The following is a 12,680-nucleotide window of genomic DNA, read 5'->3' on the forward strand; positions in this document are numbered from 1 at the left end:
GCCCGCTTCCAGGGACTGTCGGCCGGTGCTGACGGCTTCCGCAAGGACATCCAGATCCCCGGTGCAGATGTGCAGGTCCATCAGGCCGGTGCTCAGGGTGGACAGATAGCCGGCCAGGCGCGGGTCGAGGTCTGAGGTGTAGTCGACGGCGCGCCGCAGCAGCAGGTTCGCTTCCTCGATGGCGTGGCGGTCACGAGTGCCGGCCGCTTCCAGGAGATCGACGGCCTGGTTGTGCCAGGTTGTTACTTCGTCAAGGAATTCGGCTATCTGGCTCGGCACGATTGAGGGAACCTGCCGGTAGACGGGGCTCAGGTAGCGGACGGCGGCCGTCAACTCGTCTCGCCCCTGTGTCTCGGGAAGGGCCACGTACCTGTCCCAGTGGAGCAGACCCACCGCACACAGCACTTCCCAGTCGGCTGTGGGATGCGTGCGGCTGTCCAACAGGGCTGCGGCCTCGGCGTCGGCGGCCTGTCCCGTGACGGCCTTCAGGTTGCCCTTCGCCCTGAACTCCTTCAGCCGTTCCATCACTGTGGCGAGCACGCTCTCCCGTGTCATCACTCCTCCACGGGCCGCGGGACGTAGTCAAGAAAACCGCCGGGCGGCTGTATGAATGCTCAATTACCACAACACGGCATTCTCTGTATTACGCGCATATAGTTCATATCGTAGTTGCGTGCGCGTCCTGATGCACCCCCTCCCCCATATCTCGTTCCTCTGGGGTGGCTGAGATGACCGATCACCGCAAAGACACCGCATGGCTCTGCGAGCAGCTGCCCGGGCTGCGCAGTCTCGCCGTGAGGAAGGGCACCGTGCAGACCCAGCAGCAGCTGGAGGCGATCGTCGAGACGGCCCGCAGAGGCGGGGAGTTCAAGGAGCCCCTCATGGACCTGGCACGGAGCCTGGGCGTCGGGGTCGACGACCTGATGTCATGGCGGGCGGACGGCATTCCTTGCACACCTCGCCCGCGTGTCCGGTACGTCTGCCCGGAAAGGCTCTGCGCCCGCGAGTGGTCACCCGAGCCGAGCAAGAGGACTCCGTCCTGCGAGATCGCAAACCAGCAGCTTCGCGCCGAACGTGAAACGGAATAACCATGCAGGAGTTCCTCAGCGAACTGGGCCGCAGGCTGGCCGAGAAATGGTTCTCTCTTCTCGTGCTGCCCGGTCTGCTGTTTCTCGCCTCCGCCGCGGTCGCCGTCATTGCCGGCCAGCAGCACTGGAACGACTGGTCGTATCTCATCCGGCGCAGCCGTGACTACGCCGCAGATCTCGACAAGCAGCCGGCGGTTACGCTCGTCCTGGCCGCGGTAGGGGTGTTGCTTGCCGCAGCGGTCGTCGGCCTGGCAGCCGGCGGTCTCGCAGGCATGGTGCAGCGTCTGTGGCTGGGAGACTGGCCCCGCCCCTTGCACCCATTGGCAACGCGCCTCACCCATCGGCTGCAAGAGCGGTGGAAGAACTGCGATGCCGCCGCCCAGAACAGGATCTCGCTGGCTGAACCTGACCGGCCGACATGGATGGGAAACTCGATCGGGGCAGTCAGGACCCGGGTGGAGCTCGCCTACGACCTGCACCTCGCAGAGACCTGGCCCCGCCTGTGGCTGATCATGCCCGAGACATCCCGGAACGAAGTGGACCACGTCCGCTCCGAGTTCAACGACGCAGCGCGACTCGGTGCATGGGGACTGCTGTACTTCGCGCTCGGAGTCGTCTGGTGGCCTGCCTTCCTCATCGGGCTGACCACTTGCCTAACGGGCTGGCGGCGCGGCCGGACCGCCATCGACGGCTTTTCAAAGCTGACGGAAGCAGCCGTCGACATCTACGGCCCGCGCTTGGCGAGAACTCTGGGCTTCGGATCAGGCAATGTCCCGCTGGATCCGAAAACCGGCATGCTCATTACCCTCCTGGCACGCAAGAACACGTAAACACGTACTTGCGTGCCTCACCCGCCCCCACCTCTAGGAGCGCGCCCTACGGGAGAGCCGCATGCCACCTCAGGACGCGGATCCGTCGTCCCGGATCTCCTCCCGGGCGATGCTCGACCAGCTCGAACTGCCGGTTTACCGGATCGGGACCCCCAGCAGGTCCCACCCTGCTTTTCCGGGGTCCGTGTGTCTTTCGTGTCCGCAGAGGCCGCGCCTGCCGTCCGTGCGGCCCGCTCGCCGGCAGGCGGGCCGCCGGCCTTTTCGCGCAGTTCCATTCCTCACCGTCGTACGCGCCGCGCCGGGAAACGTCCTTACCTCTCCGCCCGGTTCGCCGCTGACGAGGCCGCTCCGCTCCGGTCGCGGGCGGGAGCAGCCGCAACTGGCAGGGGTCCCGGAGCGCGTGCAGGCGTTGTCTGCGTCGGTGCCGGAGGGTGACCGGGCCGGTCAGAACTCGGTGAAGGTCAGGGTCTGGGCGTCGAGGTCGAGGTGGCCGCCGCCGGGTTTGCGTAGCCGTCGCCAGGCCGCGTAGCCGGTCATGATGGTTTTCTCCCGGTCGGCGGTGCGCAGCACGCTGACTTCGAGGTGTGCGGTCATGTGGTTGATGGTGACGAGTAGTTCGTGGTCGACGTGGCGAAGATGTTGCAGGTCACGGCGCGTCAGCTTGCCCTAAGTTTGGGGCTGCGCCATGACCGGCTTCCGCATCGGACGGCGAGAGGCGTGGGTCGGCCGCTCAGAATGCAGAGCCGGGTCAGGGGCTGCCGTCGATGAGCCAGTACGGGTCCGAGAGCTCCGGCCGTGCGGCCGTAGCTGCCCTGTTGTGCCCCGACGGGCGTCAGCAGGCCGACGTTCTCGCGGTGTTTGGACTCCAGCAGTACCGACGGGTCGTCGCTGTCCTGGTAGAGGAACCCGATTCGTCAAGGACTTTCATGGGGGCTTCGACCGTGATGTCGTCCCAAGCTCGGGTCTAGGACCTTCCCGCGCACATGGGGCCGTCCTGCCCGGCAAGGTCCACTACCACCGCGCCGTCGCCCCGTCCCCACACTTGAGGTTACTCCGGTGGCTTGACCAGAATCAGATCGCCTGGGTCCACACCATCTCGCGTCCGTAGGACCGGCAGTTCAGCGCCGTCGAGCGAGGCGGCAATCATAGAGACCTTGGCCTGTTCCACGGCAGTGGATACCGATTGCGCTGAAGCGATCGCGGAGTAGAAGCGGGCCGCGAATGTCACTGCTGAAGCATCGTTGATCTCATCTGACATTCCGATGACCGTGGGTGCCGTCTGGAGGAGATCGTCAGCTCCATCCAAACTCTCGCATGCGTTGAGCACTACGAGACGAGGGGGCTCATCCGTGGCGCCAAGCATGCGGGCGAGCAAGCCGAAGTCAAGTTCTGCGCCGGCATCAGTACCGGCGTCGTTCTCCATCAACAGGCCCCAGGACGAGGCATGGCCGGAGAAGTGCACGACGTGGGGGCGGTGGTTGTTCAGTCCTTCGAGGAGGTCCATGGCGGTCGCCGCGGGAAGGTGCTCGATAGTCACCAGGTCGCGGTATTTGGACTTGCGAAGCATGTCCTTGACCTGTCGAACCTCGTAGTCCACACGGAGCCATACGCCGTTTGTCTCGATCGAACCGTCAGGATGCTCGATCGTGGTCTCGACGGCTTCTGGGTTGGCAGTGAGGTACAGGACACGCAGCGGCTCCGGTTTCGGCAGCTGCACTGCGACGTACCTGATGTGGGCAGCGGGCTGGGACAAGCGGGCAACTTCCCGGGCGTGGTTCTTCTCCTTCCGCCGTCGGGTGTCGTCCTGCCGGTCCTGAGCCCGTTGTTCGGTGCTCACCGCTGCCCTGAGGGACGCCTGTTTGCCCGCGATGGTCTTGGTATTGTTCGCCATTCTGTCCTGGATGGCGGCGATCTTCGTCTGCGCGTCAGCGGCCTTCTTGGCTTCACGCTCTGCGCCGGACAATGCGAGACGGCGGCTGGATTCGCTGCGGCTCCGCGCCGCCTGCCCTCGCTTCCTCAGGGCCGCCGCACTGGCGTCGTTGGCCGTTTTCTGGGCTTTGGCCAGGTCGTTACTCAGGCCCGCATTCTTCTTTTCCAGCTGGGCGATCTCCGACCGGAGCGTGTCACTGCGCGCCATAGGACTTCCTCCCGTTCTCTTGCCACAGTCTTTCAGGCGGCACTGACAGTCAGTGCGCCGCGCAGGGGGAGGCCGCTATCAACGCGAAAGCCAACAGGGACACAGCACCTTGTATTGTCCTGGTGCTCGTGCGGTGCAAGCACTTCCAGGCAGGCCGCGGCAGCGTAGCGGCCGACATGCCCGGGCTCCTCGCGGGCCGGCGTTCCGCTTGGGCCCCGTCGTTTCGGTCATGGTGGCGAACGGCTACTTCACGGGGCCGTGCGTCGAGGAGGAGAAGCGTGTGAACTTCGTCTACACCGGCATCGACGTCGCCGCCACACCCCTATTCAGCGGCATACGCGGCGCCTAACTCGCCGGCCGCGCCAGCCTCATCAACTGCGGCCCCCTCCCCGCCCGCCACGGAAACACCCGCTCCTTCACCGACATGGAAAACGCCCTCGATCTCACCCGGCACACTCCCCCGCCACGCCTCCTACCTCCACCAGCGCACCGCCGGCCGCATTCGATGCCTCATCCACCAAGCAGCCATCACCGCCATCTGCGACGGCACCGAACGCATCACCAAAACGGCGCTCGAAGCCATCCAGCTCGACCACCTCGCCGAAGCAGCCCCCGAACCCGCCAACCCGCCAACCCGCCAAGACGACATGATGCGGACATGAAGATGACCACCGAGACGCCAGGCGGCGACGAGTTCGCTGCCCTCTGCCGGCAGGCCTGGGACACCCTGATCCCCGCCCGCGCCGGCTACCTCGCCAACGTCTCACCCCACTACGACGAGGTCCTCCACGACGTCGCGCAGCGCACCGAGCATACCGGCGGCCTCGGCAAGACGGACATCGCAGCCCTCGTCGTCTGGAAACGGCTCTCCGCGCAAACCCGCTGGGTGACAGACCTCATGTCCCTGCCCGACACCCACGTACGAGCCGTCACCGAACGGGCCGTCACCGCCGTCCGCGACACCACCCTCACCCGCAGCCAGGCCGCCCGCGCGGGGCGCGGCATCATCGCCGAACTGCCCGGCTTCCACACCGGCGACGCACTCGCCTCAGCCGTCCTCACCGCAGCAGCACCACAGCGGATGGCCGTCTACGACCGCCGTGTCCAACACGCCCTGGATACCCTCGGCTTCACCCTCACCCGCGCACCGGGACGCTACGGCCGCTACATGCAACTCCTCGACGACCTCCTCAAGCATGGCGGAGCACGCGCCGACGGCTGGACCGCACGCGACATCGACGCCGCCCTGTACTGGACCGGCAGACCCGACCCGGCACCAAGTCGCTGACCGCACAACTCGCACCGATCCTTTAGATGCCGGAAGCCCTCGGCACGGCAGGGCCGCTCTGCCGACCGCTCTGCCGGGTGGGTTGCTTCAGGACGGGCCGGGCTGGTCATCTGTGTCCGTGAGCAGGGGTGCGAATTGGTAGTGCCCGCGATAGGTGGCTCGGTTGATGATGTCGCGGGCCAGTTCCTGGTGTTCAGGAGAGGCTAGTCCGGCCAGCAGAACGGCGCGGATCTCACTTTCCCTGATCCGTGGGGCGTAGTCGTACATGTCCAGCGTGGTGACCCATCGGTGCATCAGTTCCAGGACTGGTCCGAGGTAATCGGTGGCTGCTTCGGCCAGGAAAGAGTAGATGCGCCGGTCACGGCCGAGGCTTCCGGTCGTCTCGAAGACAACGCTCAGCTGTTCCAGGCGCCAGATGACCGGAAAAACATCATTGCGGGCCAGCGGGCCGATCAGAGTGTGCAGCTCTTCGGGTTGCGGTGCAGGTCCATTCGCGTTGTCATCCCGAGCGCTCAGGCGCCAGGTCCACCACTGCATGATGCGGTCGCGGGTATCGGGTGGCAGGTCACGGTGGTGAACGACTTCGCTCAGCGAGGAAGCGAGCTGAACTCCAGCCACGGGTGAGGAGCGCAGGTAGTCGACCATGGTGCTCTCGTCGTCCAGTCCGAGCAGACCTGCCAGATAGATGGCCATGAGGTGATCACCCAGCCGCCGGTGCAAGTCCCGGTGATCCTGACCGCCCACTGCGGGTGTGCGTGCTGCAGTGCGGTAGACATCCATGAGGAGGCTCACGACGGACTCGGTGAGCGACGACATGCTGCTCAGGTAAGCCATCCAGTTGGCACGGCCCAGTGCGGTGTCGAGGTTGAACAGGACCTCGATTCGGCGTCGCGTCCACGCCGGGTCGAGAGCATCAAGTCGGGTAATCAAGGACCCGACGGTCCGACCGACGGGGCTGGCGCCCGCGGCAGCGGGCGTGCCAGCTGCGTCCAGCAGCAGGGTGTCCAAGGCGGTGAACAGCACCTGGAAGGCGGCGCCGTGTTCGCGGCGCCACAGCGCCCACGCGACGGCGGCGCGCAAGGCTGTTTCCAAACTCTCGTCCCAGACAGACTGCTGGTCGGCGTCAAGGTCGTCTTGTGGTGACCTGGCGGCGCTCCAGACCGACTCGAGTACGTCCCACAGTGCGTCGCCGAGCGGGGTGGGAATCTGCTGAGTGTTATGCAGCGCCAGTCCCGCCAGCACAATCCGGGCAACGGCCAGGTGCAGGGTGCCGGTGTCGGAGGTATGAGGACGGCCGGTAGCCGACTGTACGAGCGGGAGGATGGTGGCCCAGCTGAGTTGCTGGCCAGCCTGAATAGCCGTACGGAATCCGTCGAGAACGGCGGCAAGGTGGTCATCAGCCAACTCGGCGAACTGCGGAGCGTCCTCCTGGTAAATGAGGGCCTGGCTGGTCACGGCGGCTTGCAGCTGACTGCAGAAGGCCTCGGCGTTCGTGCCGAACCGGGTCGGTGTGGCCTGGAACTGCCGGGCGTGACTGATCAGTTCGGTGGCGGTCATCGCGGCCAGGTTCTCCGGCGAGCCCTGCTCTTCAGATTCCGACCAGGCCAGGGGCTGGGGAATCGTGTCCAACGACGGTGCCGGACCGAGGCTCTCGCACAACTCTCGGTAGCGCCGCAGCTGCTGCTCGGGCAGGACATCGGCCAGTGCGGCATAGCGGTCTCGCTGCCAGGCGCCCGCCCACTGCTCCACGTACTGCTCCGGCGGCTCGGCGCCACCGGAAGTGCTACGGAACCGCTCCACGAACCGTTCGGTGTCCGGCCCAGCGTCGATGACGGCCAGTACCCCCTCGAGCGCAGCCGGACGCAGCGAGCTGGCACTGGCGCGGGCCAAGAGTGCCCACTCACGCCGCGACCGGGCGGCGGTGATCTGGTCGGGGTCCGTCAAGATGCTCTCCACCGCGTCCGGGGCGTTGGCACCGTGACGCTGGAGAACATGCAGGCGGAGCCTGCGGAAGACCAGCCACGGCTGGGACTCCAGGATGGAAAGGACCTGGCGGATGTCTGTGGCCGCCAGGTGGTCTGCCGTGTCGCGGACCGCCTCGGCGAACAGGGCACGGTCGTCAGAGCGCATCCCCCCGTGGCCCGGGTCCAGCACCGGGTACCACACGGTAGACAAGTCTTCTCCGCCGGCGCGGTCAGGGTCCATTCCGGTGGCCAGAAGCGCGCTGGCCAGGCTGCCGGCCAGCACCTCCAACCAGGCCGTCCCTAGGTGACGGGCCAAGTCGACGTTATGCGTACGGAGGATCTCCTGGAGATCGTAGTCGTCGATCCGGCCGCCGTGCTGTGCGGCCTGCAAAAGTGCGGTCATCACCGCCAGTGCCTGCTCAGTGTGGCCGCCCTGGGCACAGCGGACTGCAAGTTGGGCGTAGCGGTCCGGGGCGATCAAGTAGGGGCCGCGGATCGCTTCCACCGCCCGTGGCACCAGACGCGCTGCTTCCGCAGGGGACAGCAGGAGTGCCACTTCGGTCACATCTAGGTTGACCCGCGGATTGTCCGTCGAGGGGATCCGCTCGGCGATGGACAACACAACTGCCGGAGCAACGCTGGCCATCCGCACTAGATACGTTGAGGCCGGCCAGGCAGGGAAGGCCACCGTGCCCGCTTCGTCATCGTTTTCCGGTGCCGGCGGCGTGCTGAAAAATCCGTGCTTGTCCAGGTGCGGCAGCCACCCAGCAGTGTTCAGCAGCCCGAAGAACCGTTCCTGGGTCAGGTAGTCCTGAGGGAAGGATCCCATCAGCAGCTTCACATCTGTCTTGCTCGGATTGCGGACAGCAGCCAAGGTCTCCAGACGCTGCAGCACGGTGACGTAGCGGGTCTCGAAGCGATCGAGGACCACATCGAGCATGTCCTCCAGATCGGCCAGTCGCAGACGAACCGCTTGGTCCATCGGCGTCTGTTCCATACGGACCCGGTGCGCGTAGCTGTGCAGTTTCGTCGCCTCCGCCAGCCAGACCTTGCCCGCAGGACTGTCAGTTGGGATGTCCAGCCAGTCCAGCACACCCTGCACTTCGAACAGGTGCCGACGGCTCTGGGGCGGGTCCTTCCGGATGGCATCGGGCAGGAGAACCTCGCGAAGCGCGCTCTCCAGTTCCCGGAACAGGTGCGAGACCAGCATCCCGGTCGAACGCAGCGGCAGGTCCTCATCCAGCAGAGTGCAGATATCGGCATACCAGCCCGCGGGCCCAGGGCCGAACCGGCGCAGGCGGCTCAGAATCCGCTGCCGCCTATCGAGGTCGGCCGGGCCTGGGCGTTGCCCGGACAATCGCTCCAGAGGAACCTCGCGGTCCTGCTCCTGCGACACCCGCTCCACCCCCTATCGGCCGGCCCAGGCCAGCGCCCCGACTGGAGAGCCGACCGTCCCAAGGACACACCGGACTACGCCCTGATCGTTCCACAGCAACCCCGTCCTCGCGGCCTCGATGACCGACCTGCTCCCCGGCCCCACCCGCCAGCCACCGGCCATCCCAAACACACAGCAAGCCTCTGACCAGCACGAACCCGCACCGAACGATTAGGTACAAGAAACCATCCCCAACGCCACACCACCTCTATCAACAAACTCCCAACAACCACAGATCAGACGCCTCCTGACCACCGCCGAGGGACCCAGCAGCGCCCTTCCCTCTTCTCAAAGGGCGTTAAGTCCGGTCTTCCTCGGTTCGTGATCGCTCGATCGTGGGACTGATCGTCGCGCGGGGCATCTGGTCGGCATGTTCATGCCGAGATGCGGACGTGAAGAGAGATCCGTACCCGAGCGACTTAGCGGATGAGCAGTGGGCGTTGATCGAGCCGCTGATCACGGCCTTGAAGCAGGACCGGGTGAAGCGGTCGGCGACCGGAGATCCGGGCTCCTGTGACCTGCAGGAGGTCGTGAACGCGATCTTCTATCAGAACCGGACGGGCTGCCAATGGCGCTGCCTCCCGCATGATCTGCCGTCCTGGTCAGCGGCGTTCTACTACTTTGGCCTGTGGCGTCAGGACGGGCTTGATCAGCGCATCCAGGAACTTCTGCGCTGCCAGGTACGGGAGAGAGCGAAGCGATTAGAGGACCCGTCCCTCGTGATCATCGACACCCAGTCGGTCCGCGCGGCCGCTGGTGTCCCCAAGGCCACGACGGGGCTGGACGCCAACAAGAAGGTGTCGGGCCGCAAGCGAGGGCTGGCCGTCGACGTTCTCGGCCTGATCATCGGCGTCGTGGTGCAGGCCGCCTCCGTCCACGACAACGCCGCCGGCACCGCTCTCCTCGACCAGGCGGCGGTGCGGCAACCGTCTGGAGAAGGCCCTGGTGGACCAGGGCTTAAGGACGAAGTCCTCATTCACGGCACCCTGTTGGACATCGACGTCGAGGTCGTCCGCCGCAACCCCGCCGATCAGGGCAAAGGCTTCGTCCCACAGCCGAAGCGGTGGATTGTGGAGCAGGTCAACGGCACGTTGATGCTGCACCGCCGGCTGGCCCGTGAGTACGACCACCGGCCCGATACCTCCGCCTCGCGTGTCTACTGGGCATCGATCGCGAACATGACCCGCCGCCTCACCGCACCCGCCCCCACCTAGCGCGACACCCTCGAGCTGGCCGCATGAACATCACCAAGCTCCTTGCCGACCTGCAGGCCCAGCATGATGAAACCGCGGCCAGGGCCGGTGAACTAAGCCACAAAATCGCGCAGTTGACCGCCGCCCTGACCGAGACCGAAGCGCGGCTCGCGGACCTGGCCACTGCCCGCAAGGTCATCGCCGAACTCGCACCGGCCGCAGGAAGCGAAAGTGAACCGCCCGAGACGAACACCGCCTACCAGGCCATCGTGAACGCCTTCAACCAACACCCCGACCAGCAATTCCGTACCCGTGAGCTGCACGAACTCGTCGACCTGCCCACCAACGAGGCATCCGTCAACGTCACCCGCGCCCGCCTCGGACGTCTCCTCCGCCAAGGCTTTCTCACCCAGCCCGGACGAGGCCGCTATTAGAAACGGACTTAACGCCCTCTTAGCAGTCGTCAGGGAGGCCGGCCGCCTCGCACACTTCGGGCATTTCGGTGATCGTCCGTGGGCCCGCGTAGTAGCGGATGGCGTTGGGGTACTCCTTGCCCTGCTCCTGGTACATCAGAACCTGGCCTATCAGGGCGCTGATCTGCCATGAGTCGCCCATGGCAGCAGCGAGCAGGCGGAAGGCCTGATCGGCGCTGAGAGAGCCGTCCGGGAGGGCGAGCCGCACCTGGTCGAGTTCGGTTTCCCAGGGCTCGATACGGAAGCCGTAAGGAAGTTGGGCTCGTAGTTGCGCAGCCATCTGGTGCGCCGTCACCTTGCGGGCTGGGTCGTCGAAGCGAACAGGCCATGACAGGTCGATCGGATGGAGTACGTCGAAGTGGTCGCCGCCACGTCGGTGGGAGTCCCTCATCCTGCCCGCGTCGTTGTTGCCGAAGCCGCTGTTGTTCCACTGCGGAGAACGTCCCTGGGCGTGGAGGTGCTGGAGCACGAGGCGCTCCGGTGCCAGGACACTGAGGTCGTCGTCCAGTTGGAGATAGCTGAACGAGAGGTCGTGGGCGTCGATATGGCAGCGTCCGCTGATCTTTCGCAGGTGTTGGCCGAGACGGACGGCGATCGATCGATCATTCCGTGCCACGTAGAGGAGCTCCGGGGCCTCGTGGGACTTCCGGTGCAGAAGGTAGACGCCGGGCCAGTCCTCCAGTTTCTCGATACTCTCAGCCGTGAGGTCGTGGTGCGGCTGTGCGGCGAGGGTCCTGAGGAAGTGGTCCACGTGCGCCTGAGGGAGCAGCCGGAATCCGGTTCCGCCGGTGTACGCGACGTTGCGGCTGAAGGGGTAAGACACGACAGTGTCGGTCCCGCGTTGGTTGGGCTCCGGAAGACCGCGCGCCTTGAGCGTGCTTTTGAGCTTCGGATAAATGTCGGTCAAAGCGAGCGCTGGCGGAGCGCCTGGGATGCCGCTTCGCACGACGTCGCACAGGACCTGGGTGAAGGACGTGGCGGCAGTCTCGTCTCGCGAAGGCACGTGTGCGACCTGGTCGGCCGCTGTGAGCGTATAGACGCCATGGATGTCGGTGCTGTCCACGAGTTGGCTATCACCCGCGCCTGCCAGGCCTTGGATGATCCGGCCCGAGTAACAGCAGTCGAGGATTACCAACTTCACCTGGGCCGTTGAGTCCAGGAGTGCGCTGCGGACCTTGTCGAACTCCAGGCCGGTGAGGTCCGGATAGCGCAGCTGGGTATCGCCGGCAGCCAGGCACAGGGCACCGGACTTGCTAACGACCCCGTGGCCGACGAAGTAGATCAGCAGGGTACCCGTGGTCTCCTCGGCCAGGCGGTGCACTTCCAGGGCCAGGTCCGTGGCCCCGGCGGAGTCCTCCAGAACGTGTACCTGGTCCTCGGACCAGCCGCACAGCTCGGGGGTCGTCAGCAGCCGGTGCATCGCGTGCAGGCTGTTGCGCGCTGCGGGCACGTCCAGGAGGGAGGGGTCCCGGTACTGGGAGACGCCGATGAGGATAGCGGCGTCGTCAGACTCCATCGGTGTCGTCCGTCAGGAATCGCTGGATCAGCGCCTCGGCCTCGGCTGCGTCACCGGTCTCGAGTTCCAGGGTGCGGTCGGCCCGGGTGATGGAGATGCGGATCTTGGTCGGGGTACGGCGGTTCTGCAGCCAGGTGGCGAGGGAACCGGCCAAGACGGTGGCGATACCGCTGGAACCGAGGGATACCGTGAGCAAGTCGAGCCCGGCACCGAGGTCGTTCTCCGCGGGTGCGGCGGGCAGGACGTGCACACGCCCCTGGAGGCCGCGTTCACCGCGGAGCCACCCGATCAGCGCCAGGCGATCGTCAAGTTCAGTCGCCGAGTCGAGCCTGATCTGAACATTCGTCGCCCCAGTGCCCTGCATCTCGTACTCCCCCGCTGCTGCGCGCATCTGATGCCCAGGGCTCCCCCGGGCTGGTACGAGAAGTCACCCTACGGTGGCAAGCCCGTCCGGTTCGGACCAGGCCCGACGAAGCGATGTCACGCCACGACACTGGGCCGACTTGGAGCCTGTTCGCCCGCGCCCTACGACCGCCACTACCGGCGGCCTCTTGCCCCTGAGCAGCCAAGGCTCCTGTTGAGCAGGCCCGCGGAGCCACCCAACAAAGCCGCAGGCAAAGACGAGTCACCGAGGCGCACACTCGATCTCCGGCACCAACCCTACTTTCCAGTAACTTCTATCGGACTCGCTCTCTAAAACTGAGCAAGTCCCTGACTGGCGGGCAGGGGCTGCTCACCTCCAAGAGGGCCGCAACA

The 12,680-nt window shown here is 65.9% G+C and carries 11 protein-coding genes; 5 read left to right on the plus strand and 6 right to left on the minus strand.

The window, feature by feature from the left end; genetic code table 11:
- The coding region (locus K4G64_RS34830) for a hypothetical protein (protein WP_221759899.1) at positions 1-555 on the minus strand (555 nt) is incomplete at its 3' end.
- A 173-nt stretch (positions 556-728) separates the two neighbouring features.
- Between K4G64_RS34830 and K4G64_RS34835 the strand changes: the two genes are divergently transcribed.
- Positions 729-1,088: a hypothetical protein gene (locus K4G64_RS34835; protein ID WP_221759900.1), complete on the plus strand. Its 360-nt coding sequence runs from the start codon at positions 729-731 to the stop codon at positions 1,086-1,088.
- A 2-nt stretch (positions 1,089-1,090) separates the two neighbouring features.
- Positions 1,091-1,918, plus strand: a complete 828-nt coding sequence (locus K4G64_RS34840) for a hypothetical protein (RefSeq protein ID WP_221759901.1) — start codon at positions 1,091-1,093, stop codon at positions 1,916-1,918.
- Positions 1,919-2,362: 444 nt separating this feature from the next.
- Here the strand turns inward: K4G64_RS34840 and K4G64_RS34845 are convergent, their stop codons facing one another.
- Both K4G64_RS34845 and K4G64_RS34850 read right to left on the minus strand, forming a co-directional pair.
- Entirely contained in the window at positions 2,363-2,578 is a 216-nt protein-coding gene (locus tag K4G64_RS34845; protein WP_221759908.1) for a hypothetical protein, read from the minus strand.
- Positions 2,579-2,966: 388 nt separating this feature from the next.
- On the minus strand, positions 2,967-4,055 hold the full coding sequence (locus K4G64_RS34850; RefSeq protein ID WP_221759902.1) for a CHAT domain-containing protein: 1,089 nt from the start codon (positions 4,053-4,055) through the stop codon (positions 2,967-2,969).
- A 658-nt stretch (positions 4,056-4,713) separates the two neighbouring features.
- Here K4G64_RS34850 and K4G64_RS34860 point away from each other — a divergent pair.
- A complete protein-coding gene (locus tag K4G64_RS34860; protein WP_221759903.1) occupies positions 4,714-5,343 on the plus strand; it encodes a hypothetical protein in 630 nt (209 codons plus the stop codon).
- 87 nt (positions 5,344-5,430) lie between these two features.
- On the opposite strand, the gene K4G64_RS34865 is transcribed toward K4G64_RS34860, so the two are convergent.
- Positions 5,431-8,703 (minus strand): hypothetical protein, encoded by a 3,273-nt coding sequence (locus K4G64_RS34865; RefSeq protein ID WP_221759904.1) that lies wholly within the window; start codon positions 8,701-8,703, stop codon positions 5,431-5,433.
- A 374-nt stretch (positions 8,704-9,077) separates the two neighbouring features.
- On the opposite strand from K4G64_RS34865, the gene K4G64_RS34870 reads away from it, so the two are divergent.
- Both K4G64_RS34870 and K4G64_RS34875 read left to right on the plus strand, forming a co-directional pair.
- A complete protein-coding gene (locus tag K4G64_RS34870; protein WP_308122571.1) occupies positions 9,078-9,956 on the plus strand; it encodes an IS5 family transposase in 879 nt (292 codons plus the stop codon).
- A gap of 23 nt (positions 9,957-9,979) precedes the next feature.
- Positions 9,980-10,369, plus strand: a complete 390-nt coding sequence (locus tag K4G64_RS34875) for a hypothetical protein (protein WP_221759905.1) — start codon at positions 9,980-9,982, stop codon at positions 10,367-10,369.
- Positions 10,370-10,388: 19 nt separating this feature from the next.
- On the opposite strand, the gene K4G64_RS34880 is transcribed toward K4G64_RS34875, so the two are convergent.
- Both K4G64_RS34880 and K4G64_RS34885 read right to left on the minus strand, forming a co-directional pair.
- Positions 10,389-11,924 carry a caspase family protein gene (locus K4G64_RS34880; RefSeq protein ID WP_221759906.1) on the minus strand — a complete coding sequence of 512 codons (1,536 nt, stop codon included), beginning with the start codon at positions 11,922-11,924 and terminating at the stop codon, positions 10,389-10,391.
- The gene (locus K4G64_RS34885; protein ID WP_221759907.1) at positions 11,914-12,315 is read right to left on the minus strand and encodes a hypothetical protein; all 402 of its coding nucleotides are present in this window, start codon (positions 12,313-12,315) and stop codon (positions 11,914-11,916) included. The genes K4G64_RS34880 and K4G64_RS34885 overlap by 11 nt, the downstream gene beginning before the upstream one ends.
- Positions 12,316-12,680 lie beyond the last annotated feature (365 nt).

Origin of the sequence: Streptomyces sp. WAC04114 (genome assembly GCF_019733245.1) — a bacterium.
Classification (GTDB): domain Bacteria; phylum Actinomycetota; class Actinomycetes; order Streptomycetales; family Streptomycetaceae; genus Streptomyces; species Streptomyces massasporeus_A.

What these genes read in the sequence shown, in the direction of transcription:
- K4G64_RS34835 (WP_221759900.1), top strand. Translation starts at nt 729, where the DNA reads ATGACCGATCACCGCAAAGACACCGCATGGCTCTGCGAGCAGCTGCCC.
- K4G64_RS34840 (WP_221759901.1), top strand. Translation starts at nt 1,091, where the DNA reads ATGCAGGAGTTCCTCAGCGAACTGGGCCGCAGGCTGGCCGAGAAATGG.
- K4G64_RS34850 (WP_221759902.1), bottom strand. Translation starts at nt 4,055, where the DNA reads ATGGCGCGCAGTGACACGCTCCGGTCGGAGATCGCCCAGCTGGAAAAG.
- K4G64_RS34860 (WP_221759903.1), top strand. Translation starts at nt 4,714, where the DNA reads ATGAAGATGACCACCGAGACGCCAGGCGGCGACGAGTTCGCTGCCCTC.
- K4G64_RS34875 (WP_221759905.1), top strand. Translation starts at nt 9,980, where the DNA reads ATGAACATCACCAAGCTCCTTGCCGACCTGCAGGCCCAGCATGATGAA.
- K4G64_RS34880 (WP_221759906.1), bottom strand. Translation starts at nt 11,924, where the DNA reads ATGGAGTCTGACGACGCCGCTATCCTCATCGGCGTCTCCCAGTACCGG.
- K4G64_RS34885 (WP_221759907.1), bottom strand. Translation starts at nt 12,315, where the DNA reads ATGCGCGCAGCAGCGGGGGAGTACGAGATGCAGGGCACTGGGGCGACG.